This window comes from Actinophytocola sp. KF-1, from assembly GCF_054661535.1.
Map to the genome: position 1 here is coordinate 38,466 of NZ_BAAFVK010000004.1, position 23,436 is coordinate 61,901.

24 protein-coding genes and 1 pseudogene are annotated in these 23,436 nt (G+C 71.6%); 9 read left to right on the forward strand and 16 right to left on the reverse strand.

Annotated elements, in window-relative coordinates; genetic code table 11:
- The first annotated feature begins 34 nt into the window (after nt 1-34).
- Both ACYQ77_RS13215 and ACYQ77_RS13220 read left to right on the forward strand, forming a co-directional pair.
- Nucleotides 35-763, forward strand: coding sequence for a thymidine kinase (locus ACYQ77_RS13215; protein ID WP_459710821.1), 729 nt, complete (start codon nt 35-37; stop codon nt 761-763).
- A 247-nt stretch (nt 764-1,010) separates the two neighbouring features.
- Nucleotides 1,011-1,355 carry an RNA polymerase-binding protein RbpA gene (locus ACYQ77_RS13220; RefSeq protein ID WP_184809837.1) on the forward strand — a complete coding sequence of 115 codons (345 nt, stop codon included), beginning with the start codon at nt 1,011-1,013 and terminating at the stop codon, nt 1,353-1,355.
- A 66-nt stretch (nt 1,356-1,421) separates the two neighbouring features.
- Here the strand turns inward: ACYQ77_RS13220 and ACYQ77_RS13225 are convergent, their stop codons facing one another.
- Nucleotides 1,422-2,624, reverse strand: a complete 1,203-nt coding sequence (locus tag ACYQ77_RS13225; protein ID WP_459710823.1) for an FAD-dependent monooxygenase — start codon at nt 2,622-2,624, stop codon at nt 1,422-1,424.
- A gap of 74 nt (nt 2,625-2,698) precedes the next feature.
- Between ACYQ77_RS13225 and ACYQ77_RS13230 the strand changes: the two genes are divergently transcribed.
- Complete coding sequence (locus tag ACYQ77_RS13230) at nt 2,699-3,232, forward strand: TetR/AcrR family transcriptional regulator (RefSeq protein WP_459710825.1); 534 nt, start codon at nt 2,699-2,701, stop codon at nt 3,230-3,232.
- A gap of 50 nt (nt 3,233-3,282) precedes the next feature.
- Here ACYQ77_RS13230 and ACYQ77_RS13235 read toward each other — a convergent pair whose 3' ends face one another.
- The 3 genes from ACYQ77_RS13235 to ACYQ77_RS13245 form a co-directional block, all read right to left on the reverse strand.
- Nucleotides 3,283-4,032: a polyprenol monophosphomannose synthase gene (locus ACYQ77_RS13235; RefSeq protein ID WP_459710827.1), complete on the reverse strand. Its 750-nt coding sequence runs from the start codon at nt 4,030-4,032 to the stop codon at nt 3,283-3,285.
- Nucleotides 4,033-4,080: 48 nt separating this feature from the next.
- Nucleotides 4,081-5,622: an apolipoprotein N-acyltransferase gene (gene lnt, locus ACYQ77_RS13240; RefSeq protein WP_459710829.1), complete on the reverse strand. Its 1,542-nt coding sequence runs from the start codon at nt 5,620-5,622 to the stop codon at nt 4,081-4,083.
- Nucleotides 5,623-5,796: 174 nt separating this feature from the next.
- Entirely contained in the window at nt 5,797-6,201 is a 405-nt protein-coding gene (locus tag ACYQ77_RS13245; protein ID WP_459710831.1) for a DUF5313 family protein, read from the reverse strand.
- A 48-nt stretch (nt 6,202-6,249) separates the two neighbouring features.
- Between ACYQ77_RS13245 and ACYQ77_RS13250 the strand changes: the two genes are divergently transcribed.
- Nucleotides 6,250-6,723: a MarR family winged helix-turn-helix transcriptional regulator gene (locus ACYQ77_RS13250; protein ID WP_459710833.1), complete on the forward strand. Its 474-nt coding sequence runs from the start codon at nt 6,250-6,252 to the stop codon at nt 6,721-6,723.
- Here ACYQ77_RS13250 and ACYQ77_RS13255 read toward each other — a convergent pair.
- Genes ACYQ77_RS13255 through ACYQ77_RS13265 form a run of 3 tightly spaced genes read right to left on the reverse strand, consistent with a single transcriptional unit; the run spans nt 6,687 to nt 8,826 of the window.
- On the reverse strand, nt 6,687-7,349 hold the full coding sequence (locus tag ACYQ77_RS13255; RefSeq protein ID WP_459710835.1) for a response regulator: 663 nt from the start codon (nt 7,347-7,349) through the stop codon (nt 6,687-6,689). The genes ACYQ77_RS13250 and ACYQ77_RS13255 overlap by 37 nt on opposite strands.
- Complete coding sequence (locus ACYQ77_RS13260; RefSeq protein WP_459710837.1) at nt 7,346-8,476, reverse strand: sensor histidine kinase; 1,131 nt, start codon at nt 8,474-8,476, stop codon at nt 7,346-7,348. Before ACYQ77_RS13260 ends, ACYQ77_RS13255 begins: the two co-directional genes overlap by 4 nt.
- A gap of 8 nt (nt 8,477-8,484) precedes the next feature.
- Nucleotides 8,485-8,826: a hypothetical protein gene (locus ACYQ77_RS13265; RefSeq protein ID WP_459710839.1), complete on the reverse strand. Its 342-nt coding sequence runs from the start codon at nt 8,824-8,826 to the stop codon at nt 8,485-8,487.
- Nucleotides 8,827-8,915: 89 nt separating this feature from the next.
- On the opposite strand from ACYQ77_RS13265, the gene ACYQ77_RS13270 reads away from it, so the two are divergent.
- Complete coding sequence (locus ACYQ77_RS13270) at nt 8,916-9,284, forward strand: VOC family protein (protein WP_459710840.1); 369 nt, start codon at nt 8,916-8,918, stop codon at nt 9,282-9,284.
- Here ACYQ77_RS13270 and ACYQ77_RS13275 read toward each other — a convergent pair.
- From ACYQ77_RS13275 to kdd, 7 genes are all read right to left on the reverse strand, one after another.
- The gene (locus ACYQ77_RS13275; RefSeq protein ID WP_459710842.1) at nt 9,271-11,322 is read right to left on the reverse strand and encodes an AMP-binding protein; all 2,052 of its coding nucleotides are present in this window, start codon (nt 11,320-11,322) and stop codon (nt 9,271-9,273) included. The genes ACYQ77_RS13270 and ACYQ77_RS13275 overlap by 14 nt on opposite strands.
- Nucleotides 11,323-11,411: 89 nt before the next feature.
- Nucleotides 11,412-11,882 carry a GNAT family N-acetyltransferase gene (locus ACYQ77_RS13280; protein ID WP_459710844.1) on the reverse strand — a complete coding sequence of 157 codons (471 nt, stop codon included), beginning with the start codon at nt 11,880-11,882 and terminating at the stop codon, nt 11,412-11,414.
- 37 nt (nt 11,883-11,919) lie between these two features.
- Nucleotides 11,920-12,306 (reverse strand): 3-aminobutyryl-CoA ammonia lyase, encoded by a 387-nt coding sequence (gene kal / locus ACYQ77_RS13285; protein WP_459710846.1) that lies wholly within the window; start codon nt 12,304-12,306, stop codon nt 11,920-11,922.
- Nucleotides 12,303-13,043 carry a lysine 5,6-aminomutase subunit beta gene (gene kamE / locus ACYQ77_RS13290; protein ID WP_459710848.1) on the reverse strand — a complete coding sequence of 247 codons (741 nt, stop codon included), beginning with the start codon at nt 13,041-13,043 and terminating at the stop codon, nt 12,303-12,305. The genes kal and kamE overlap by 4 nt, the downstream gene beginning before the upstream one ends.
- Nucleotides 13,040-14,614, reverse strand: a complete 1,575-nt coding sequence (gene kamD, locus ACYQ77_RS13295; RefSeq protein ID WP_459710850.1) for a lysine 5,6-aminomutase subunit alpha — start codon at nt 14,612-14,614, stop codon at nt 13,040-13,042. The genes kamE and kamD overlap by 4 nt, the downstream gene beginning before the upstream one ends.
- A 14-nt stretch (nt 14,615-14,628) precedes the next feature.
- Nucleotides 14,629-16,179 carry an amidohydrolase gene (locus ACYQ77_RS13300; protein ID WP_459710852.1) on the reverse strand — a complete coding sequence of 517 codons (1,551 nt, stop codon included), beginning with the start codon at nt 16,177-16,179 and terminating at the stop codon, nt 14,629-14,631.
- Nucleotides 16,176-17,204 carry an L-erythro-3,5-diaminohexanoate dehydrogenase gene (gene kdd / locus ACYQ77_RS13305; protein WP_459710854.1) on the reverse strand — a complete coding sequence of 343 codons (1,029 nt, stop codon included), beginning with the start codon at nt 17,202-17,204 and terminating at the stop codon, nt 16,176-16,178. Before kdd ends, ACYQ77_RS13300 begins: the two co-directional genes overlap by 4 nt.
- A gap of 83 nt (nt 17,205-17,287) precedes the next feature.
- Between kdd and ACYQ77_RS13310 the strand changes: the two genes are divergently transcribed.
- A complete protein-coding gene (locus tag ACYQ77_RS13310; protein WP_459710856.1) occupies nt 17,288-18,712 on the forward strand; it encodes a KamA family radical SAM protein in 1,425 nt (474 codons plus the stop codon).
- Between the two features lie 60 nt (nt 18,713-18,772).
- Here the strand turns inward: ACYQ77_RS13310 and ACYQ77_RS13315 are convergent, their stop codons facing one another.
- Both ACYQ77_RS13315 and ACYQ77_RS13320 read right to left on the reverse strand, forming a co-directional pair.
- A complete protein-coding gene (locus tag ACYQ77_RS13315) occupies nt 18,773-19,597 on the reverse strand; it encodes an aldo/keto reductase (protein ID WP_459710858.1) in 825 nt (274 codons plus the stop codon).
- Nucleotides 19,598-19,608: 11 nt separating this feature from the next.
- A complete protein-coding gene (locus ACYQ77_RS13320) occupies nt 19,609-20,403 on the reverse strand; it encodes an SDR family NAD(P)-dependent oxidoreductase (RefSeq protein WP_459710860.1) in 795 nt (264 codons plus the stop codon).
- A gap of 80 nt (nt 20,404-20,483) precedes the next feature.
- On the opposite strand from ACYQ77_RS13320, the gene ACYQ77_RS13325 reads away from it, so the two are divergent.
- The 3 genes and pseudogenes from ACYQ77_RS13325 to ACYQ77_RS13335 all read left to right on the forward strand — a co-directional run bounded on the left by ACYQ77_RS13325 (nt 20,484) and on the right by ACYQ77_RS13335 (nt 23,379).
- Nucleotides 20,484-20,933, forward strand: coding sequence for a MarR family winged helix-turn-helix transcriptional regulator (locus ACYQ77_RS13325; RefSeq protein ID WP_459710862.1), 450 nt, complete (start codon nt 20,484-20,486; stop codon nt 20,931-20,933).
- A 205-nt stretch (nt 20,934-21,138) separates the two neighbouring features.
- Nucleotides 21,139-21,881, forward strand: a pseudogene (locus ACYQ77_RS13330) (phosphotransferase).
- A gap of 100 nt (nt 21,882-21,981) precedes the next feature.
- Nucleotides 21,982-23,379 (forward strand): S28 family serine protease, encoded by a 1,398-nt coding sequence (locus tag ACYQ77_RS13335; RefSeq protein WP_459710864.1) that lies wholly within the window; start codon nt 21,982-21,984, stop codon nt 23,377-23,379.
- Nucleotides 23,380-23,436: the final 57 nt, after the last annotated feature.

The window sequence follows — 23,436 nt, forward strand, 5'->3', positions numbered from 1 at the left end:
CGCGGCCGGGATAGGGTCACCTGCCGTGGAGCCCATGCCGACGCACCTCAACGACCCGACCGACGCGCTCTCCTCGGTGCCCGCAGCCGGGTCGCGGCGGGCAGTGCCCGTGGTGGGCCACCTCCGGTTCTACTACGGACCGATGGACTGCGGGAAGTCGACACTCGCGTTGCAGGTCGACCACAACCACGCCCGCCAGGGCCGCAAGGGGCTGCTCCTCGTCCACCACGACCGCTCCGGCAAGCCGCAGATCACCAGCCGCATCGGGATCACCCGCCAGGCGTACGAGGTGCACGGCGAAGTCGACCTGCGGGAACTGGTCCGCGCCCGCTGGGCCGAGGGCCACCGGGTGGACTACCTGATCGTCGACGAGGCCCAGTTCCTCACCCCCGCGCAGGTGGACCAGCTGGCCGAGCTGGCCGACGACGTGCAGGTCGACGTGTACTGCTTCGGCATCGCCACCGACTTCCGCAGCCGCATGTTCCCCGGCTCGCGGCGGCTGTTCGAGCTGGCCGACGAACTCGAGCCCGTCCAGGTCGACGTGCTCTGCTGGTGCGGGCTGCCCGCCCGGTTCAACGCGCGTGTGGCGGACGGCACGGTGATCCGCGCCGGCGACACAGTGCTCGTGGCGGATACGGACCGTGAATTACCGGATTCCACCCCACCCGCTACTGTGCGTTACCAAGTGCTGTGCCGCAGACACTTCCGCGTCGGCGACCTGGGGCCCGCCGTGGCCGGGCGCGGACAGCTCAGCCTGGCTTGACCGGCCATCCTGGGCAACTCGTACCCCCAAGTGGGCGACATCATTCGGCAATCCGACGAGTGTCGCGTCACGAACACGTTTACGGGACCTCTCTACGGTGGAAGCTATAGAAGCAGGGGTTGCCGCAGGTCACCCTGAGCAACTGGGAGTGGCGGGCGGGAACGTTTCGACCCACTCGGACGTTGCTCTTGGTGAGCACCACCCTGGCTCCAGCTGGGAGCTGTGAGCCGAACGAAAGGACGTCGCCATGGCCGACCGTGTACTCCGTGGAAGCCGACTTGGCGCGGTCAGCTACGAGACCGACCGCAACCACGACCTCGCGCCCCGGCGGACGATCCGCTACGCCTGCCCGAAGGACCACGAGTTCGAGGTGCCCTTCTCCGACGACGCCGAGGTCCCGTCGATGTGGGAGTGCCGTCTCCACGGCACGGCGTCGAAGCTGATCGACGGCACCGAGCCGGAGACCAAGAAGGTCAAGCCGCCGCGCACCCACTGGGACATGCTCCTCGAGCGCCGGACCATCCCGGAGCTGGAGGACCTGCTGACCGAGCGCCTTCAGGAGCTGAAGGTTCGCCGCAGCCGTTCCGCCTGAGCCTCCCGCGGCTCCTTACGCCGAATGCCACATCGGGCGTCGTCCCGATGTGGCATTCGGCGTGTTTCACCTGGTCACGGGTGCTCGGTAGTCCTTGACCGGCATCGAGTCGTGCAGCCGGACGCCCTTGGCGTTGAGCTTCGCGACCGCCCTGCTGACCCCCGCGGGCAGCGCGGAGATCAGCCGCGCGCCCTGGGTGAGCCCCCACACACCGAGCCGTGACGACGGGATCAGGCTCTTGGCGGCGCCCAGCGCGAACGCCCTGCTCCGCAGCACGATGTCGGCGAGCTCACGTTCGTACGCGGCGAAGGCCCGCTCGTGGTCGCCGTCCGCGGCGGCCAGCTCCCCCGCCAGCACGTACGCGCCGAGCACCGCGAGGCTCGTGCTGCCGCCGACCGCGGGCCCCGGGCAGTAGCCCGCGTCGCCGACGAGCGTGACCCGGCCGCGGGACCACGTGTCCATCCGCAGCTGGGTGATCGAGTCGAAGTAGAACGCCTCGGCCCGGTCCAGTTCCGCGAGGTAGGAGTCCACCTGCGGGTGCATGCCCGCGAACGCCGCCCGCAGCAGCTCCTTCTGCCTCGGGACGTCCCGGTAGTGGTAGTCCAGCGGCCGGTCGCGGCGGAACAGGAACACCGCACGCGCGTCGTCCAGGTGCCGTGCGCTGTGCACCCCGGCCATGCGGCCGGGGCCGAGGTGCACGACGTACTCGGCGCCCAGTCGCGCCTCGGCGGGCAGGGTCAGCACGGCGAGGTACGCGCCGATGTAGGTCTCGAACCCCTCGCCGAACACCAGCCTGCGCACGTTCGAGTGCAGCCCGTCGGCGCCGACCACGACGTCGAACCGCCGCGGCGCGCCGCGCTCGAACGTGACGGTCCGGTCGTCGATGCCCGTGATCGAGTCGCCGAAGACGTACTCCACGTCCGCGCTGGTCGCGTCGCGGTAGATCGCGCTCAGGTCGCCGCGCATGATCTCGACGTGCCGGTCGGAGGTGGCGCTGAAGATCTTCGTCAGGTCCACGGTCACCGGTTTCGCCGTGCCCTCGCGCAGCACGGACATCCGCGTCATGCCGGTGGACGCCGCCTCGATCCTGGCCAGCACGCCCATGCGCTCGGAGATGTCCATGGCCGGGCGGAACAGGTCGACCGCATGACCGCCCGCCGTGCGCGGCCGGGGTGCCCGCTCGACGACCGTGACCTCGAAGCCGTGGTGGTTCAGCCAGTACGCCAGCACCGGACCCGCGATGCTCGCGCCCGAGACGAGAACCTTCATGATCGTCCCTTACTTATCGGTAAGTAAGGCTAGCACCGCGACTTACCTATCGTTAAGTCAGTTACGCTGCGTACGTGGCATCGGACACGAAGAAGCGGATCCAGGCGGTGGCCCGCGAACTGTTCGCCGAGCGCGGCGTGCAGCGGACGAGCCTGCAGGACATCGCAGGCCGGCTCGGGATCACCAAGCCCGCGCTGTACTACCACTTCCCGTCCCGCGAGGACCTGGTGCGCAGCATCGTGCAGCCGCTGATCGACGCGGGCGAGGAGTTCCTGGAGCGGCAGGAGCGGGCGCGGGACCTCGATCCCAGGGCGCTACTGGAGGGCTTCTTCGACTTCCACTACGAGTACCGCGCGGACGTGCTGCTCGTGCTGACGGAGATGACCACGCTCGCCGAACTGGGGCTCATCGACGTCGTGTTGCAGTGGCGTGCCCGCCTCACCCGGCTGCTGTTCGGCACCGAGCCGACGCTCCGGGAGGCGACCAGGGCCGTCATGGCGCTGGGCGGGATGCAGGACTGCACGATGCAGTTCCCGGACATCCCGCGCGAGGAACTGCGGGCGGCGACCGTCGAGGCGGCCATGGCCACACTGGGTCTGCCCGCCTGATCCGGTGCCCGGCAGGGGTGGCCGCGTTGCCCACCCCCTGCCGGCGCCGGTCAGCGGTTGAACAGGGACTTCAGCTGGGTGCCGCGGCGGCGCAGACCCCACTTGGTGACGCGGATCAGCGCCTCGCGGATCACGTCGCTGCTCATCTTCGACACGCCGTGCTCGCGCTCGGTGAACGTGATCGGCACCTCGACGACCGTGAAGCCCGCCTCGATCGTGCGCCAGCCGAGGTCGATCTGGAAGCAGTAGCCACGCGACGCGACGTTGTCGATGCGGATCTTCTGCAGCGCCTCGCGGCGGTAGGCGCGGAAGCCCGCCGTCATGTCCTTCACCCGCGCGCCGAGCGCGATGCGGGCGTAGGTGTTGGCGCCCCACGACAGCAGGTAGCGGTGCTTCGGCCAGTTCACGACCTTGCCGCCCGGCACGTACCGGGAGCCGATCGCGAGGTCGGCGTCCTGCAGCGCGTCCAGCATGCGCGGCAGGTCCTCCGGCGCGTGCGAGCCGTCGGCGTCCATCTCGACCAGCACGGCGTAGTCGCGGTCGAGGCCCCACTGGAAGCCCGCCACGTACGCGGCGCCGAGCCCGTTCTTCTCGGTGCGGTGCATCACGTGCACGTGTCCGTCGGACTCGGCGGACAGGCGGTCGGCGATCTCGCCCGTGCCGTCCGGGCTGCCGTCGTCCACGATCAGGGCGTGCGCGTTCGGCAGTGCGGCACGCAGCCGGGTCACGATCCGCTCGATGTTGTCCCGCTCGTTGTACGTCGGGATCACCACGAGCACCGGCTCGAGCTGCTCCGCCATACGTCACCCTCCTCGCCGGCGCTCCTGGCGCGCCGGTCACTCACTCGTTCAGTTGCTTGCCCTGCCGCGCCGCCGGACCACGATCGCGACGCCGAGCGCGCCGAGTCCGGCGAGCACCATCACCCACTCCGGGGCCGGGCCCAGTTGGTCAGACAGCGTAGTCGTCGTCCGCAGCGGCACCGTCTCGACCAGCGCTCCGGGCACGAACATGCCGGTCGACTGGCTGATCGAGCCGTCGGGCCGGACGAACGCGCTGACCCCGCTCGTCGCCGCCACGGCCACGGCCCGGCCGTGCTCGACGGCACGCACGCGGTCCATGGCGAGCTGCTGGTAGGTCATCTCCGTGTAGCCGAACGTGGCGTTGTTCGTCGGCACGGCGAGGAGGTTCGTCCCCTCGACCGACTCGCGCACCACGCCGTCGAACGCGACCTCGTAGCAGGTGGCGAACCCGACCGTGGCGTTTGCCATGCGGAACGAGACCGCCTTGTCCCCCGGCACGAACTGACCCGCCCGGTCCACGGCCGAGGTGAAGAGCCGGAAGAACGACCGCCACGGCATGGTCTCGCCGAACGGCTGCAGCTTCCGCTTCGTGTACTGCTCGACGGGCCCGCGCTCGGGGTCCCACAGCAGGATCGTGTTGCGCGGCAGCCCGTCGTCGCCGAGCAGGACGGACCCGACCGCGATCGGCGCGTCGATCGCGCGGGCGGCGGCGTCGATGCGCGCCCACGCGTCCGGGTTGCGGTACGGGTCGATGTCGGAGGAGTTCTCCGGCCAGATCACCAGGTCGGGCTGCTTGACCTTGCCCGCGCGGACGCCCTGGGCGAGCTGCTCGGTGCGGGCCGCGTGGTTGTCGAGCACGGCGCGGCGCTGGGCGTTGAAGTCCAGACCGGCCCTCGGCACGTTGCCCTGGATGACCGCGACCGTCGCCTCTCCGTCGTTCGCGTCCGTCCCGACCAGCGGCAACGCGCCGAACGCGGCCCCGATCGGCAGCAGGAACGCCAGCGCGGGCGCGACGATCCGCCGCGGGTGGCGGTCGACCAGCAGGGCGCGCACCAGCATCGTCAGCCCGAACCCGGTCATGGCGACCGCGAGCCCGATCAGCGGCGTGCCCGCGACGGTGGCCAGCGGCAGGTAGACGCCGTCCGGCTGCGTGAACGCGATCCGCGCCCACGGGAACCCGCCGAACGGGAAGATCGCGCGCAGCCACTCCCCCGCGACCCAGACCAGCGCGGCCCACACGGGCCAGGCGGGCAGCACGCTCACCGCGGCGATCCCCGCCCCGGCCAGCCCCATCAGCAGCGCTTCGACGAGGGCGAGCGGCAGCCACGCGACGACGCCGACGAACTCGCCGGTCCACGCCAGCAGCGGGACGGTGAACCCGAGGCCCGCGCACAGGGTGTAACCGAACCCGGCCCTGGCCCGGCGCCCGTAGAGCACCGCACCGAGGACGGCGAACCCGAGTGGCGCGAGCCACCACAGCGTCCGCGGCGGGCCGCTGAAGTAGATCATCACGCCCGCACCGGTCGCGATCACGACGCGCAGGAGCACGTTTCGCCAGGCAGGCGGGTGTTCGTCCGTTTTGTCGGACACCGCCGGCTCGTCCGGCGAAACTACGGGTGCGGCCACCCGGCAAGGGTACGGCGTCGGGTGTTCACTCCGTGTTCCAGCCGACCCGCGTCCGCTTCATCGGGTGACAAGGCGACCGAAACCGTGCACTGCGTGCGGGTGCCCGCGCCCCGCGGCACGTGCTGTGGCGCCGGGTCGTCAACGGGTGATCTGGTCGCGGGGTTCGGTGCGGAACTGGGCGGCGTAGCGGGCCCGCGCAGCTTCCTCGGCCTTCTCGTTGCGGGCGTCGCGGGTGGCGCGGGCGATGCCGTGCCGGTAGCCGTGCTTCACTGCCCGCAGCTCGCAGCTCTCGTCCACGTACGACAGGGAGAAGTACACGCCGACGATGGCCACCAGCAGCACCATCGCGAGCCGGAGCCCCAGCGGGCCCGGGAGGGCGAGGCACGCGGCCGCGATCGGCACGAGGACCACGACGCCGCGCGCCGCGTGGCGCCAGACCCACGTCCTGGCGGTCACGTCGTGCAGCACCCACGGGGCCAGTCGCTCGGGCAGCCGTCCGCCCACCGCGTACCAGAGCCACTGGAAGGGGTTGGGTCGTTGCATATTCAGTACACTAACACTTAGCACACTAACTATCAGGGACTATGAGGCATGCCACCGATCGATCTCGGCCCCGACCCGCTGGCGCTGGACCGGCAGGTCTGCTTCGCGCTGTCGCTGGCGTCGCGCAGCGTCATCGCGATCTACCGGCCGCTGCTGGAACCGCACGGCCTGACGCACCCGCAGTACCTGGTCCTCCTGGCGCTGTGGGACCGCTCACCCCGAACCGTCCGGGACATCGGCGAGACGCTCCGCCACGAGCCCGCGACCCTCTCCCCCATGCTCAAGCGCCTCGAAGCGCTGGGCTACATCAGCCGCGGTCGCAGCGCCCGCGACGAGCGGGCGCTGGCGGTCGACCTCACCGACAAGGGCCGGGCCCTGCGCGCCGAGGCGGAGAAGATCCCCTACCAGGTGGTCGAGGCACTGGGCATGGAGCTGTCCGAACTGGAGGAGCTGCACGCCGCCCTCTCCCGCGTGCTCGCGGCCACTCAGAGGACGCCGGGCGACACCAGGCCGGTCTCGTAGGCGACCACCACCGCCTGTGCCCGGTCGCGGATGCCGAGCTTGAGGAAGATCCGGCTGACGTGCGTCTTCACCGTCTGCTCGGCCAGCACGAGCCGGGTCGCGATCTCCGTGTTCGACAGGCCGCGCGCCACCCACACGAGGACCTCCCGCTCCCGCGGCGTCAGCTCCGCCAGCGACGGCGGCGTGCTGACCAGCGTGGGCTGGCGTGCGAAGTGCGCGATGAGCCTGCTCGTCACCGCGGGCGCGAGCAGCGACTCCCCCGCCGCCACCACCCGCACCGCGGCCACGAGCTCGTCGGGTGTCGCATCCTTGAGCAGGAACCCGGACGCGCCCGCCCGCAACGCCGCGTAGACGTAGTCGTCGATGTCGAAGGTGGTCAGCATGAGGACCCGGGACGGCGTGCCCGCCAGGCGCTTCGTGGCCTCGACCCCGTCGAGCACCGGCATGCGGACGTCCATCAGCACCACGTCCGGTGTGGTCGCCGCGCACAGCTCCACCGCGGCCTGCCCGTCGGCCGCCTGCCCGACGACCGCGATGTCCGGCTGCGCGCCGAGCAGCGCCGCGAACCCGGCCCGCACCATGTCCTGGTCGTCGACCACCACCACGCGGATCGGTGCCCCGGTCACAGCGGCAGCTCCGCCCGCAGCCGCCAGCCGCCGTCCGGCTGGTCCACCTCGAACCGCCCGCCCAGCAACGTCACCCGTTCGCGCACGCCCACCAGCCCGTGCCCGCCTTCCTTCTCCGTGAACGGGCTCGCGCCCGCCACCCGTTCGTTCGTGACCGCCACCGCCAGCACCCCGTCCGCCACGGCGACGTCGACCCACGCCCTGGCGCCCGCCGCGTGCCGGACCACGTTGGACAGACCCTCCTGGACGATCCGGAACACCGCCAGCTGCAGCACCCTGGGCAGGTCCTCGGTCCCCCGGCCGACCGTCAGCGTCACCGGTGTGCCCGCCGCCTCGATCCGTGCGACCAGCGCGGGCAGGTCCGCCAGCGTGGGCTGCGGGGTGCGGGCCGGGTCGGCGCCGTCGTCGCGGAGCGCCGACAGGAGGCCGCGCAGCTCCGACAGGGAACCCCTGGCCAGCCGCGCGATCTCGGTGAACTCCGCGGCCGCCTGGTCGGGCAGCCCCGTCAGCCGGTACCGGGCGGTCTCCGCCTGCACGACGATCACCGACATGTGGTGGGCCACCACGTCGTGCAGTTCGCGGGCGATCCTGGCGCGCTCCTCCACCACCGACCGCAGCTCCCGCTCGGCCGCGCTGACCTGCCGCTCCTCCGCCAGCTCCGCGACCACCCTGCGCCTGCCGTGCACGACGTCGCCGACGAGGATCCCCACCCCGCACAGCACGGACGAGACCACCACCGCGGTCAGGTCGCCGCAGCCCGGCCACCACCACAGCAGCAGGCCGATCCCGGTCAGCACCCCCAGCATGACGACCGAGAGCCGCCGGTGCCCGTTCGCCGCGACCAGCCCGCCCAGCGCGGTGAACGCCGCCGTGCTGGTGACGGCCCACGGCCACGGCTCGGCGGGGGTCACCGGCGTCGACACCACCGCCAGCCCGACCGCCGTCGACAGCTCGAGGAGCCAGGCCTCGAGCGGCATCCTGCGCTGGAACAGCAGCGGCACGGCACGCACGACGCTGAACGCGAGCGCGGCGGGCGGGTCGGTCCGGTAGTGCTGGACCAGGTCGAGCGCACCGAGCGCCACCAGCAGGGCCACGGTCACCCCGAGCCCGAGGCGGCGGTAGGTCACGGCGACCATTAGACCGCCTCGACGAGCTTCCGTCCGTGCAGGCGGCGGATCACCGCCATACAGACGACCTGCATCCCGAGCGCGCACGTCGCGTGGACGAACCACGCGCCCGCGAGCGTCGGGCCACCCCAGGCGCCGTCGAACGACGCGTCGGCGGTGAACGGGTGCCCGACGGCGGCGAACGAGTCGGGCCGCAGCGGGTAGAGCAACCCGCTCCAGGAGAGGAACACGACGAGCACGGCGAAAGGGAACGCGAGCAGCACCGCCGGCCGCCACGAGTAGCCGAACCGGGCGGCGATCCCGGGCGCCGGGACGAGTGCGTAGGCGAGGTGGCGGAGTGTGCGTCTCATGGGGACGACGGTAGGGACGGCGGGCCGCGTGATCGTCACACCGCGGAGCCAACCTGCGGGTAGTACCGGGGTACTACGAGAATCGCAGCATGTTGCGCATCGGATCGACCGTATTGGGAGCGTCGGACGTGCGGCGCGCCGCCGAGTTCTGGGCACGCGCGCTCGGTTACGTGCCGAGGGACGGCATCGACGACCGGTTCACAGTGCTGGCGCCCGCGGACGGCGTGGGGCAGAACATCTCGCTGATGCTCAGCGAGACACCCGTTCAGGAGAAGCCGCGGGTGCACCTCGACCTCTACAGCGACACCCCCGAGGAGGAGGTCGGCCGGCTGCTCGGTCTCGGCGCGACCCGCGTGGACTGGACGGACTACCCGCCGGACGCCGACTTCACCGTCCTCGCCGACACCGAGGGCAACCGGTTCTGCGTGATCGACAAGCCCGACGTCAGCTCTCCATGAGCAGCTGCCGCCGGACCACCTTCCCGGTCGCGTTCCTCGGCAGCGCGTTCACGAAGATCACGTCCCGCGGCACGGCGAACCTCGGCAGGTGCGCGTGCACGTACTCGCGCACCGCCGTGGGGCTGATCGCCGCGCCCGGCATCGGCACCACGTAGGCGGCGAACCGCTGGCCGAACTCCCGGTCCGGCACCCCGACCACGGCCGCGTCCATGACCTGCGGCAACGTCAGCAGCAGCTCCTCGACCGGCCGGGGGAAGACGTTCTCGCCACCGGAGACGATCATGTCGTCGTCGCGGCCGGACACGAACAGCCTGCCGTCCGCGTCGAGGTAGCCGCGGTCGCCGGTGACCATCATGTCGTCGAAGACGGCGTTGCTGCCGCCACCGGTGTAGCCCTCGAACAACATGTCGTTGCCGACGCAGATCTGGCCCACGACACCGGGCGGCACGGGACGGCCGTTGTCGTCGAGGATGCCGACGCGGGTGCCGACCGGGCAGCGGCCCGCCGTCGTCGGCGCCGCCTTCAGGTCCTGCGGGTCGGCGATGCTCGCCCACGACACCTCGGTCGACCCGTACAGGTTGTAGAGGATGTCGCCGAACTCGGCCGTGAACCCGGCGACCAGCGACGCGGGCATGGCCGACCCGCTCGACGCCACGATCCGCAGCGACGACGTGTCGTAGTTGCGGATCACCTGCTTCGGCAGGTCGAGGATGCGCTGCAGCATGATCGGCACCGCGATCAGCGTGGTGCAGCGGTGTTCCTCGATGGCCGCCAGCGTCGCCTCGGGGTCGAACCTGCGGTGCAGCACCAGCTTCGCGTGCAGCGGCATGCCGAGCTGCATCGCCGCGAGCCCCCACGTGTGGAACAGCGGCGCGGCGACCATCATCCGTTCGCCTGCCTGGAACGGGATCCGCGACAGCACGGCCGCGGCGGTGCGGATGCCGTGCGGGTTGCGCCGCCGCGCGCCCTTCGGGTTGCTGGTCGTGCCGGACGTCAGCACGATGATCTTGCCGGGCGCGGACGGCGCCTTGATCCGCTCCGGCGACGCGTCCTCGATCAGCCCGTCGATCGTGAGGTCGCCGGGGTGCCCGCTGCCCCACGTGAGGATGCGCGGCAGCGACGCGGGCAGGTAGTGCATCAGGGAGATGAACTCCTCGTCGACGAGGACGGCCGCGGGCCGGTGCGTCATCACCGTGTCCCGCACCTGGTTCGCCGACAGGCCCGTGTTCAGCAGCAGCACGCTCGCGCCGAGCTTGCCGCACGCGACGATCGACTCGACCATGCCGGCGTGGTTGCGGGCCATCACCGCGACCCGCCGCCCCTGCCGGACCCCGTGCTTGCTCAGCGCGTTCGCGAGGCGGGTGGTGCGCTGGTCGATCTCGGTGAACGTCAGCGTGCCCAGTTCGTCGGCGATCGCGTGCTCGTTCGGGAACCGCACGCACGCCGCGCGGTAGCCGCCCGCCACGGTCGCGCCCCACTTCGCCAGCACGTTCAGCTGGCGCAGCAACCGGTCGGGCCGGGCAGGCGTCAGCACGCCCGCCTTGGTCAGTATCCGCGCGGCGGTGAGCTGCGACTGGCTCTTCGCGGCCTGGTCGATGCCCTTGCGGGACGTCGTGATCGGGATGCCCGCCAGGTGGTGGTGGATGAGCGTGAACGCGCGGCGGACGCGTTTGCGCAGCCAGTTGGCGGTGATCCAGGTGTCGACGTTCGGCATCGAGACGTTCAGCTGCACCTCGGTGCTCGACGGCGACACGGCGGCGAACTTCAGCGACACGTGCCCGCCCGGCCAGCGGTCGCTGACGATCACCAGGTGTTCGTGGGGGCGGTTGACGAGGATCTCCACGCGGTGCCGCACGACCGGTCCCTGGTCGACGCAGAACCGCACCTCGTACCGGCCCGTGCCGGGCTCGTCGAGGGGCTCGCACCACGCCACCTCGGCGACGAACCTGGGGTAGCTCTCGAGGTCCGTCAGCAGCGCCCACACTGTGTCGAGCGGGTGGTCGAGGACTTCCGTCACCTCGACGAGATCGGTCGCCATGCTCCTCCGTCCGCGGGGCGAACGCCCAGAGCTAGAGTTACTAGCAGCGTGCTCCATTCGGAGCAAGACCCGGTTCCGTGATGTGGACGTTATATCGCACGGGCCAGCAGTTCCGTGCGGACCCTGGGGTCGCTCTCCAGCGGAGCACTTACCCCGGTCGGCTCGAATCCATGCCTGAGGAACAGCTTCCGGGCCGCGTCGTTGCCGTCCGCGACCCGGAGCACGACCCGGGACCAGCGGTTTTCCCCCGCCCACCGCAACACGTCGGTGATCAGCGCGTCGCCGGCCCCGAGCCCCCGCGCGCCGGGCCGCACCCACATGGCCACGAGCATGGGCGTGTCGTCCGGGACGTACGCGCCCACGAGGCCGACCGTCTCGTCCTCATGGCGCACGACCGTCCACAGCGCGCCCGGGTGGATGCGGCGGCGCCACTCCGCCTCGCCGAACGCCTCCTCGATCGCGAGGGACGACCCGTACGCGTAGGGGGCGTCGGCGAGCGCGGCGAGGCGGACGTCGCGCAGCAGCCGCCAGTCGTCGCCGGTCAGCCGTATGGTTTCCATGCCCGACGGTAAGTCAGCCGACCCGCGAACCGCCTGCCTATTTCGGCGGCACCACGATCGTCGCGGTCGCCTTCGTCGCCACCACCGGCGGGTCGAGGACGTCGGCGGCGGACGGACCGCGCTCGGGTGCCGCGCGGCAGAGGACGCGTGCCTCGAACGAGAGGTCGCGGGAGCGGTTGCCGACCCGGGTGACCGTGGCGGTCACCTCGACCACGTCACCGGCCTGGATCGGCGCGAGGAACTCGACGTTCGAGTACCCGGCGAGCAGGCTCTCGTCGCCGTCGGTGTGGATGGCGAGGTCGGTCGCCACGTCCCCGAACATCGCCAGCCCGTAGGCGCCGTCGACCAGGTTGCCGCCGTAGTGCGCGTGCGCATAGGGGACATAACGCCGGTGCGTCACGGAAAAACCGACTTCGAGGCTCACGCAGCCACCTTCCTGTTCTCCTTCATCGCGTGCACGAGGTAGCTCGCCACCTCGCCGGGCGTGGTGCCGCGGCCGAAGACCCGGTCCACGCCGAGCTGTTCGGCCATCATCGGGTCGAACCGGGGACCGCCCGCGATCAGCACCGGGCGCCGGTCGCCCATGGCCTCGCGGAACGCCGCGGACATCTCCTGGGTGTTGAGGATGTGCGCGTCGCGCTGGGTCACGACCTGCGAGACGAGCACCGCGTCGGCCTTCTCCGCGCGGGCGCGTTTCACCAGCTCCGGCACGGTGACCTGGGCGCCGAGGTTGATCACGCGCAGCTCGCGGTAGTACTCGAGGCCCTTCTCGCCCGCGAAGCCCTTGATGTTGAGGATCGCGTCGATGCCGACCGTGTGCGCGTCGGTGCCGATGCAGCCGCCGACCACGACCAACTTGCGCCGCAACAACTTCCTGACCTCGCCGTTCACCTCGGACGGCGAGAGCAGCGGGTACTCGCGCTCGACCACGGTGATCGCGTCGAGGTCCACGAGGTGGCGCACCGACCCGTAGACCACGAAGAACGTGAACTCGCCGCCGATGCCGTGCGAGTGCACGACCATCGCCGGGTCGATGCCCATCTTGTTCGCGAGCTGCATGGCCGCGCCCTCGGCCTTCGGGCCGGGCGGCATGGGCAGCGTGAACGACGTCTGCACCATGCCGTCGCCGGTGGTGTCGCCATACGGGCGTATCGAGCTCATTTCGTCTCCCCCGACTCGAGCAGGTCAGCGGCGGGGTTGCGGTAGCCGTCGGCCTTCTCGACCACGCCGTCGGCGCCCTTCCCCTTGTCCGGCGGGCGTTTCATGAGGCCGAACGTGCCGTCGGCGATGGCGTTCAGCAGCCCGTCGTCGACGATCCGCTCCAGCAGGTCCACGGCCTCGCCGAGCACCTGGTGGGCGCGCTTGACGATGAAGCCGTCGGGCGCCGGGCGGAAGTCCTCGCGCAGCCCGGCGGCCGCGTTGAGGACGTACCGGACGTTGCGCAGCGCGAGGTCGCGGTCGGACAGGAACGGCGTCACCACGGCCTCGGTCATCATGCCCACCAGCAGGATCGACTGCCCGCTCAAGACACCGGCCAGGTTGAAGAACCCGTCGAGCAGGTAGCCGCCGAACACGTCGCCCGTCATGTGCTTGGTGGGCGGCATCCACTTGAGCGGCGCGTCCGGGAACAGCTCGCGGGCCAGCAGCGCGTGCGCCAGTTCCAGGCGGAACGAGTCCGGCACCGCCGGGTTGATCTCGAAGGCGTGCCCGAGGCCGAGCAGCTCGTCGGGCAGGCCCGCCTCGTGCGCGAAGTGCTCGTTGAGCAGCTGCGACACGGTGACCGTGTGCGCGGCGTCGACCGCGTCGGCGGTGGTGAGGTAGTTGTCCTCGCCGGTGTTGATGATGATCCCGGCGCGGGCGTGGACCTGGCGGGAGAACCGCTGGTCGACGAACGTGCGGATCGGGTTGATGTCGCGGAACAGAATCCCGTACATCGAGTCGTTGAGCATCATGTCGAGCCGCTGCAGGCCGCCGAGCACGGCGATTTCCGGCATGCACAGGCCCGACGCGTAGTTGGTGACGCGGATGTAGCGGCCGACCTCCTTGGACACCTCGTCCATGGCGGCGCGCATGATCCGGAAGTTCTCCTGCGTGGCGTAGGTGCCCGCGAAGCCGTGGTGCGTGGCGCCTTCCGGCACGTAGTCCAGCAGGGACTGCCCGGTCGAGCGGATGACCGCGATGATGTCCGCGCCCGCGCGGGCCGCGTTGGCGGCCTGCACGACGTCCTCGTCGATGTCGCCGGTCGCGACGATCAGGTAGATCCACGGCCGCTGCGGCGGGTTGCCGTACTTCGTGACCAGCCGGTCGCGCTGGACGCGATTCCGGTCAACCGTACGGATTCCCTTGGCGATCGCGACCCGGCCTGCCTTCGCGGCGCGCTCGGCGTCGCGCCCCTCCGGGACCCGGTACTGGATCTGCCCGGCGGCGGTGGCCTCGGCGAGCTCGGTGAGCGACCCGAGGTCGTGCTCGCGCAGGGCGTGAAAGGCGGGCAGCACCACGCCGTGCTCGAGGCCGCAGTGCTCGCGGACGGTGTCGACGACGCGGTTCACCCACGGCACGTCGCCCGCCCGGTGGGTGGAGTCCGCGCCGGTGATGCCCGCGAGGCGCAGGGTCGCCCGCTCGACGGCGACCGTGGTGTGCGCCTTGGCAATACGCACGACCGGTTCCGCGGCCCGCGCGGCCAGTTGCCGCGCGGTCGTGACGACGTCGGGATCCAGGTCCAGCAGAGGCATCAGCGCGCTCCCCTTCAATTGTCGCTCCGCTCGTTCGCCAGGACGCCGTCTTCCCTCGTCGCGTGCTCGGCGCCGGCGCGCCGGCGCGCGCTCCCCGGTCCGGACGGCGCACGCTCCTTCGCTCCCGCGACGCGGTGGATCGTTGTCCCGTTGAGGACGGTCCGCAGACAGCGCGGGGACGTGCGGGGATCGCCGTCCCACACCGCGAACGTGGCCGGGGCGCCGGCCTCGAGGCGGCCGCCGGTCGTGCCCGCCGCGCGCCAGCCGCCCTCGGTGTGGGCGGCGAAGGCCTGCTCCCACGTGAGCCCCGAGCCCGGGGTCCGGTGCTCGACGGCCGCGCGGACGGTGGCCCACGGGTCGACCGCGGTGACCGGGGCGTCCGACCCGAACGCCAGCGTGACGCCGCGGGCGGCGAGCGCCGCGAACGGGTTCAGCGCCGCCGCGCGGTCGCCGAGGCGCTGCGCGTACATGCCGTCCGGCCCGCCCCAGTACGCGTCGAACAGCGGCTGCACCGACGCGATCACGCCGAGCCGCGCCAGCTCGTCGATCTGCTCGCCGGTGACCATCTCCAGGTGCTCGAGCCGGTGCCCGGCCGCGCGGAGCGCCTTCTCCCCCACGACCTTCTCGGCGAGCTGGAACCCGGCCACCACCTCAGCCACCGCCGCGTCCCCGATGACGTGGAACCCGGCCTGGCGGCCGGCTTCCGTGCACGCGACCACGTGGTCGGCGATCCGCTGCGCGTCCAGGTAGCGGGCGCCGCTGGTGTGCGGGGCGTCGGTGTACGGGGCGCGCAGAGCCGCGGTGCGGGAGCCGAACGCGCCGTCGACGAAGAGGTCGCCGGCCTGTCCCCGCACCCCCGGCACCGGCTCGCCGAACGCGCCCCAGTAGCCGACCACCTCTGGCAGGTCACCTGACCTGGCAAGCAGCTCGGCGAGGTCGTCGGCGCCCGAGATGTCCGGGCCCGCGCACTCGTGCACGCAGGCGATGCCCATCGCCGCGGCGTGCCGGAGGAACGCCAGCTGCGCCTCCTCCCGCTGCGCGGGGGTGATCGCGGCCATGGCGGCGCGGCGCACGTGGTGGTGCGCCTCCTGGGCGAGCGGGCCGTCGGCCGACCAGCCCGCCGCCGTCCGCGCGGCGGGTGCGCGGTCGACGAGCGCGGTGGACACGAGCGCCGAGTGCACGTCGACCCGGGACAGGTAGACCGCCGCCCCACCCGCCACCGCGTCCAGCTCGGCACGGGTGGGCGGGCGGTTCTCCGGCCAGCGGGTCTCGTCCCAGCCGTGCCCCCACAGCAGTACACCGGTATCGGCACGATCGCGGACCGCGTCGAGCAGGTCCGGCAGCGACTCGGTGCCGGTCAGGTCCAGGCCGGTGCGGAGCAGGCCCGCCGACGTGGCGTGCACGTGTGCGTCCACGAACGCGGGCGTGACGAACGCACCGCCCAGGTCGACCGTGCCGGCGACCGGGCCCGGGTAGTCCGTCCCGAGCCAGGTCACCTGACCAGCGTCGACGGCCAGCGCGGTCGCCCCGCCGGCGAGCCGCGCGTTCGTGTACAGGGTCGTCATGTCGAAGCAGTGTGCCGTTCCCGGGCCTCGAACAGCTCGCGCACGCCTGGCGTTTCGCGGAACAGGTCGAGGGCGAACCGCGCGTGCCCCGGCACGTAGCCGTTGCCGATGAGCATGCGCACGTCCGCGGCCAGGCCCTCGGCGCCGAGCGCGGCGGCCGAGAACGACGTGGCCATGGAGAAGAACACGATCGTGCCGCCGTCGGCGGTCGCCAGGACCGCACCGTGCTCACAGCCCGGCACGTCGACGCACACGATCGTCACGTCGACCTGGTCGCCGACCGCCTCGGCCACCGCGACCGGGTTCCGCGCGTCCGCGACCACGATCTCGTCGGCGAGCCCGGCCGCGCGCACGGCGTCGGCCTCGGCCTGGGTGGGCACGAGCGCGACCAGCCGTCCGGCACCGGCCCGCCGGGCCGCCGCCAGGGACAGGCTGCCGGACTTCCCGCCGCCACCCAGAACCAATACGGATGACCCGGAACCGGCCTCACGCACCACGCGGTCGGTCAGCGCGGGCGCACCGCACACGTCCAGCACGGACAGGGACAGCTCGTCCGGCAGGTCCGGCGGCAGCACCGCGGCGATCGAGCGGCCGAACAGGACCGCCGTGCCCCGGCACGGCACCTGCTCGCTCTCCCCCGACCAGTCGGCGAGGCCGTCGTCGATCCGCAGCGGCGTGAGCGTCAGCGACACAAGTGTGGCGATCCGGTCACCTGACTTGAGACCGAGCGGGGACTCGGGACCGACCTCGCGGACGGTGCCGAGCAGCATCCCGCCGGAACCGGTCACGGGGTTGTGCATCTTCCCGCGCTGCTCGATGATCGCCGCCACCGCGGCGCGCACCGCCTCCGGTGACCCGTGCTCCTCCCGTAGCTGACGGTAGGAGGCCGCGTCCAGGTTCAGGCGCTCGACGTCCACCAGAACTTCATCCGGCCACGAGCCAGGCTCGGTCGACAGTCGCCACGCTTGCTGCGGCAGCACACCGGCGGGTTCGACCACGCGGTGCAGACCGTATGGAGACGACACGCACGACCTCCTTCCGTAGGATTTGCGTCTGTACTACGTTCTGGCAGCATATCTTTACGTCAACCTAGCGACCAGGAGGACGGATGACGGCAGTGCACGACGCGGTCACCGCCGCCACGACGGTCTCCGACGCAGTGGCGGAGACCGGGCGGCAACCGTACGAGTACGTCAGACGAGAGCTGGTCGAGCCTGACTGGCGCCGGTTCCCGGGGTGGCGGCACGTCACCGAGGCGCAGTGGCGGGACGCGCAGTGGCAGCGCGTGCACTGCGTGAAGAACATCAAGCAGCTGCGCGCTGTGATGGGCGACCTGCTGTCGGAGTCCTTCTACGAGGACCTGGCGGCGGACCAGGAGCGGCTCGCCACCATGTCGATGCTGCTCCCGCCGCAGATGCTGAACACGATGGCGCCGACAGCGACCGGGGACGACATCACCAAGGCCTTCCTCGCGGACCCGGTGCGCCGGTACATGATGCCGGTCGCGAGCGACCGCGACCCGGTGTGGCCGAACCACCCGCACTCGTCGCGCGACTCCCTGCACGAGGCGGAGATGTGGGTCGTCGAGGGGTTGACCCACCGCTATCCGACCAAGGTGCTGGCGGAGCTGCTGTCGACGTGCCCGCAGTACTGCGGGCACTGCACGCGGATGGACCTGGTCGGCAACTCGACCCCGTCGGTGGACAAGCACAAGCTGGCGCTCAAGCCGGTCGACCGCCAGGACCAGATGATCGACTACCTGAAGAAGACGCCCGGCGTGCGCGACGTCGTGGTCTCGGGTGGCGACGTGGCGAACGTGCCGTGGCACCAGCTCGAGTCGTTCCTCATGCGGCTGCTGGACATCGAGACGGTGCGGGACATCCGGCTCGCCACCAAGGCGCTGGCCGGGATGCCGCAGCACTGGCTGCAGCCGAAGGTCGTCGAGGGTCTGGAGCGGGTCGGGCGCACCGCGCACCGGCGCGGCGTCAACCTGGCGATACACACGCACGTGAACCACGTGCAGTCGGTGACCCCGCTGGTCGCGGAGGCGGCGCGCACCGCGCTCGACGTGGGTGTGCGTGACGTCCGCAACCAGGGCGTGCTGATGCGGGGCGTCAACGCGACCCCGGACGACCTGCTGGACCTGTGCTTCGCGCTGCAGGGCGAGGCGAACATCCTGCCGTACTACTTCTACATGTGCGACATGATCCCGAACGCCGAGCACTGGCGGGTCGCCGTGTGGGAGGCCCAGGCGCTCCAGCACGCGATCATGGGGTACCTTCCCGGCTACGCGACGCCGCGCATCATCTGCGACGTGCCCTACGTCGGGAAGCGCTGGGTGCACCAGCTCGCGGAGTACGACCGCGAGCGCGGGGTCTCGTACTGGACGAAGAACTACCGCACGGGCATCGAACGCACCGACCCCGACGCCCTGTCCCGCCGCTACCCGTACTACGACCCGATCTCCACCCTGCCGGAGAGCGGCCAGAAGTGGTGGCGCGACTACGAGAACTCGGCCGGCTCGGAGGCCTGACGGGGTGCGCCCGGCGTGCGCAGGGGCGACGCCGGGCGCATCACCCGTGGTAAGAACCCGTCAGTTGAACCGGTCGGGGTCCGGGCCGGTGCGCAGGCCGCGGTCCAGACCGGACAGCGCGGCGACGTCGTCGTCGGCCAGTTCGAAGCCGAAGACGTCGATGTTCTCCGCGATCCGCGACGGGGTGACCGACTTCGGGATCACGACGTTGCCGAGCTGCAGGTGCCAGCGGAGCACGACCTGCGCGGCGGTACGGTCGTATTTCTTCGCGAGCGAGGTGACCACGTCCTCGGCCAGGAGGTCGCCGCCCTTGGCGAGCGGGCTCCACGCCTCGGTCGCGATGCCGTGCTCGGCGTCCGCCGCCCGCACCGCCTCGTTGGTGAGGTACGGGTGCAGCTCGACCTGGTTCACGGCCGGCACGGTGCCCGTCTCGTCCACCAGCCGCCGCAGGTGGCCGGGCTGGAAGTTCGAGACCCCGATGGCGCGGACGCGGCCGTCGGCCAGCAGCTTCTCGAACGCGCGCCACGTCTCGACGTACTTGTCGCGCTGGGGCGTCGGCCAGTGGATCAGGTACAGGTCCAGGTACTCGAGGCCGAGCCGGGACAGGGACGCGTCGAACGCGCGCAGCGCCGAGTCGTAGCCCTGGTCGCTGTTCCACAGCTTGGTGGTGACGAACAGCTCGTCTCGCGGTACGCCTGACTTGGCGAGCGCCGCGGCGACGCCCTCCTCGTTGCCGTAGATCTTCGCGGTGTCGATGCTGCGGTACCCGGCGTCGAGCGCGGCGGTCACGGCCGCCTCGGTCTCGTCGTCCGGCACCTGGAACACGCCGAAGCCCAGCTGGGGCATCTCGACGCCGTTGTTCAGGGTGATGTTGGGGACTGCCATGTCTCTCCTCGTCAGGGGATGATCGTGGGCGCGACGCCGCCGTCGGCGCGCAGCGCGGCGCCGGTGGTCGACGACGCGAGGTCGGAGGCCACGTAGGTGATCATGTTGGCGATCTCCTGCGGCCGGATGAGGCGCCCGAGCAGCGACGTCGGCCGCTCCTCGGCCATGAAGCGGCGCTCGGCCTCCTCGAACGGCACGTCGGCGCCGATGCGGTCGCGGACGAACTCCTCGACGCCGGGCGTGAGCGTCGGGCCGGGCATGACCGTGTTCACGGTGACGCCGGTGCCCTTCAGCTCCTGCGCCATGCCGCGCGACACGGAGATCTGCGCGGTCTTCGTCATGCCGTAGTGCACCATCTCGGTCGGGACGAACACGGCCGACTCGGAGCTCACGAAGATCACCCGGCCCCAGCCGCGCTCGGCCATCCTGGGCGGGTAGTGCCGCGCGAGGCGGACCCCGGACAGGACGTTGACCTCGAAGAACCGCTGCCACTCCGCGTCCGGGATGTCGAAGACCGGGGTCGCGGAGAAGATGCCGGCGTTGTTGACCAGCACGTCGACGTCGGGCACCTCGGCGACCAGCGCGGCCGCGCCCGCCGCCGTGCCCACGTCCGCCGCGACGCCGGTGACCAGGTCCGACCCGGTCTCCGCGCGGAGTGCCTCGACGGTGGCGTCGACGCGGTCCGCGCGCCGGCCGTTGACGACCACGGCCGCACCGGCCCGTGCGAGGGTCGCCGCCGTGGCCTGTCCTATGCCCGAGGTGGAGCCCGTGACCAGGGCCCGCTTCCCGGTGAGGTCGATGTTCATGTTCCTCCAGTACACTGCAAATACCAGCGTCGACAATAGTTGCACACGCGGGTTATTGCAGTGCGAGGAGCGTGAGTCGTTTGTCACTCGATGATGACGCCGCGGAGGCGCGCGCGCAGGGTTGGCGCACGCTCGCGGCCTTGCACGCCCGGATCGAGGACGCGCTCGAGCGTGCGCTGCGCCGCGAGCACGAGCTGTCGGTGAGCGAGTACGGCGTGCTCGACGTGCTGGCCAGGCAGGACGGCTGGCACATGCGCATGACCCAGCTGTCCAATGCGGTCGTACTGAGTCAGTCCGCGACCACCCGGCTCGTCACGCGCCTGGAGGACCGCGGCCTGTTGCAGCGGTACCTGTGCCCCACCGACCGCCGCGGCATCTACACCGAGGTGACGCCCGCCGGGCACGACCTGCTGGCGGCGGCACGCCCGACCCACGACGCGGCGGTGTCGGCGGCACTCGACGACGCCGGACAGGTGCCGGAGCTGGCGCCCCTCGTGCAGGCCCTCGACCGCCTCGGCGTCGCCGGATGACCGTTGCCGGTACGCCTGACCGGCGATCCGGCCGCGCTCGGCCTCGCCCTGGCATGATCGTTCGGTGATCGCCGAGGCCGGGTTCGAGCAGGAGCTGGTGCGGGCGCTGCTGGCGGAACAGCACCCGGACCTCGCGGACCTCGAGCTCCGGGCCGTCGCGGGCGGGTGGGACAACCAGGTGTGGCGCCTCGGGACGGACCTGGCCGTGCGGATGCCGCGCACCGAGCGTGCGCCGACCCTGCTGCGCACCGAACAGCGGTGGCTGCCCGCCCTGGCCGAGCGCCTGCCGCTGCCGACGCCCCGCCCCGTGCGCGTCGGCGAACCGTCGGCGCTGTTCGCGCACACCTGGACGGTCGTGCGCTGGGTCGACGGCGAGCCCGCGGACCAGGCTCCGGTCACCGAGGCCGACGCGGCGCGCGCCCTCGCGGACTTCCTCACGGCACTGCACCGGCAGGCACCCGAGGACGCGCCGGCCAACCCCACGCGCGGCGTCCCGCGCGCCGCGTTGCGGGACGGGTTCACCAGCGCCTCGCACGTCCTGACCGACGACGCCGGCGCCGCGAGGGAGATCTGGGAGAAGGCGGTCGCGGCACCCGCGTGGCACGGACCGCCACGTGGCTGCACGGCGACCTGCACCCCGCGAACGTGGTCACGCGGGACGGCACGCTCGCCGGCGTGGTCGACTTCGGCGAGCTGTGCGCGGGCGATCCCGCCACCGACCTGTCCGCGGCCTGGCTCCTCCTGCCCGCGGGCGCGGCGAGCCGGTTCTTCGACGCCTACGGCGACGTCGACGAGGCCACCGTCGCGCGGGCGCGCGGCTGGGCCGTCCTGCGCGCCCTGCACCTGATCAGCATCGGACGCAACGGCAGGCTCGGGCTCCCCGGCGGCAAGCCCGCGTGGGAGCCCGCGGGCCGCGCCGCGCTGGCACGCGCACTGGCCGCGGGCTGACCGCGCGGCAACTACGGTCCTTTTGGCGGCTGTGCGGGGTACCGGCACTCGGTGAGAATCCCGGCGAGGTTGACCCTGCGCATCCCCGAGGAGTAACCGCGTGCACAACCGAAGAAAGCCGTTCGCGGCGCTGGCGGCGACGCTGCTCGCCACGACCGCGATCGGGATCGGCACGGTCGCGCCTGCCCAGGCGGCCACCCCCGACATCGCCGACCAGCTCGCCGCCATCCCCGGCATGACCGTCTCCGAACGACCGCCGCCCGCCGCGGGCTACCGGTTCTTCTTCCTCACCTACCGGCAGCCGGTCGACCACAGGAAGCCGTCCGGGCCCGCGTTCGACCAGCGGCTCCAGCTGCTGCACCGCGACGTGAGCCGCCCGATGATCCTCCACACGACCGGCTACGACATGCCGGAGTTCGCGTTCCGCAGCGAGCCTGCGCAGATCGTCGACGGCAACCAGATCTCGGTCGAGCAGCGGTTCTTCTCGCCGTCGCGGCCCGACCCCGCGGACTGGACCAAGCTCGACATCTGGCAGGCGGCGACCGACCACCACCGGATCACGCAGGCGCTGAAGACGATCTACTCGGCGAAGTGGCTGTCCACTGGTGCCAGCAAGGGCGGCATGACCTCGGTCTACCACCGCCGCTTCTACCCGAGGGACGTCGACGGCGTCGTCGCGTACGTCGCGCCGAACGACACGAACAACCGCGAGGACAGCGCGTACGACGAGTTCTTCGAGTCGGTCGGCAGCACCCCGGCGTGCCGCACGGCGCTGAAGACCCTGCAGGACGAGGCGTTGTCACGGCGCACCGACATGGTGAACCGGTACGACGCGCTCGCCGCCGAGCAGGGCCTGCACTTCGACCAGGTCTTCGGGTCGACGGACAAGGCGTTCGAGATGGCCGTGCTCGACACCGAGTGGGCGTTCTGGCAGTACAACCTCGAGGCGAACTGCGACGTCCCGGGCCGGGACGCGAGCAGTGACGAGATCTTCGCGTTCATCGACCGCATCGCGGGCTTCGGGTTCTACGCGGACGAGGGGATCCTGCCGTACGCGCCGTACTACTACCAGGCGGCGACGCAGCTCGGCTGGCCGCAGCCGAAGTTCCGGTACCTGCGGGACGGGCTGCACTACCCGGCGCTCTACCAGGCGAACTCCAGCCTGCCCGCCGACCTGAAGTCGCGGCACGACCCGTGGCCGATGATCGACGTGGACCACTGGGTCACCAAGACGGCGAGCCAGATGTTGTTCGTTTACGGGTCGAATGACCCGTGGGGCGCGGAACCGTTCCACCCGAGCGACAAGGACTCCTACTCCTACACCGCTCCCGGGGCGAACCACGGCGCGAACATCGCGCGCCTCTCCCCGGCGGACGCGGCCGCGGCGCGGGCGACCGTGCTGCGGTGGGCTAGGGTGTCCGCACAGGTGACCGCCCGTTCGGCGGCGACCTCGGTGCTCGACGCCCGCAACCCCGACCTGGAGCGCAGGCCCCTCTAGCAGGCGGGCGGCCGCCCCGTCTCGTTGATCACGGGACGGCCGCCTTCCCTAGACTGG

Coding starts and splice junctions, on each gene's coding strand:
- kamE (WP_459710848.1), bottom strand. CDS start 13,043: ATGAGCTCGATACGCCCGTATGGCGACACCACCGGCGACGGCATGGTG.
- ACYQ77_RS13215 (WP_459710821.1), top strand. CDS start 35: ATGCCGACGCACCTCAACGACCCGACCGACGCGCTCTCCTCGGTGCCC.
- ACYQ77_RS13320 (WP_459710860.1), bottom strand. CDS start 20,403: ATGAACATCGACCTCACCGGGAAGCGGGCCCTGGTCACGGGCTCCACC.
- ACYQ77_RS13315 (WP_459710858.1), bottom strand. CDS start 19,597: ATGGCAGTCCCCAACATCACCCTGAACAACGGCGTCGAGATGCCCCAG.
- kamD (WP_459710850.1), bottom strand. CDS start 14,614: ATGCCTCTGCTGGACCTGGATCCCGACGTCGTCACGACCGCGCGGCAA.
- ACYQ77_RS13270 (WP_459710840.1), top strand. CDS start 8,916: ATGTTGCGCATCGGATCGACCGTATTGGGAGCGTCGGACGTGCGGCGC.
- ACYQ77_RS13300 (WP_459710852.1), bottom strand. CDS start 16,179: ATGACGACCCTGTACACGAACGCGCGGCTCGCCGGCGGGGCGACCGCG.
- ACYQ77_RS13250 (WP_459710833.1), top strand. CDS start 6,250: ATGCCACCGATCGATCTCGGCCCCGACCCGCTGGCGCTGGACCGGCAG.
- ACYQ77_RS13245 (WP_459710831.1), bottom strand. CDS start 6,201: ATGCAACGACCCAACCCCTTCCAGTGGCTCTGGTACGCGGTGGGCGGA.
- ACYQ77_RS13280 (WP_459710844.1), bottom strand. CDS start 11,882: ATGGAAACCATACGGCTGACCGGCGACGACTGGCGGCTGCTGCGCGAC.
- ACYQ77_RS13225 (WP_459710823.1), bottom strand. CDS start 2,624: ATGAAGGTTCTCGTCTCGGGCGCGAGCATCGCGGGTCCGGTGCTGGCG.
- ACYQ77_RS13275 (WP_459710842.1), bottom strand. CDS start 11,322: ATGGCGACCGATCTCGTCGAGGTGACGGAAGTCCTCGACCACCCGCTC.
- ACYQ77_RS13265 (WP_459710839.1), bottom strand. CDS start 8,826: ATGAGACGCACACTCCGCCACCTCGCCTACGCACTCGTCCCGGCGCCC.
- ACYQ77_RS13220 (WP_184809837.1), top strand. CDS start 1,011: ATGGCCGACCGTGTACTCCGTGGAAGCCGACTTGGCGCGGTCAGCTAC.
- ACYQ77_RS13310 (WP_459710856.1), top strand. CDS start 17,288: ATGACGGCAGTGCACGACGCGGTCACCGCCGCCACGACGGTCTCCGAC.
- ACYQ77_RS13235 (WP_459710827.1), bottom strand. CDS start 4,032: ATGGCGGAGCAGCTCGAGCCGGTGCTCGTGGTGATCCCGACGTACAAC.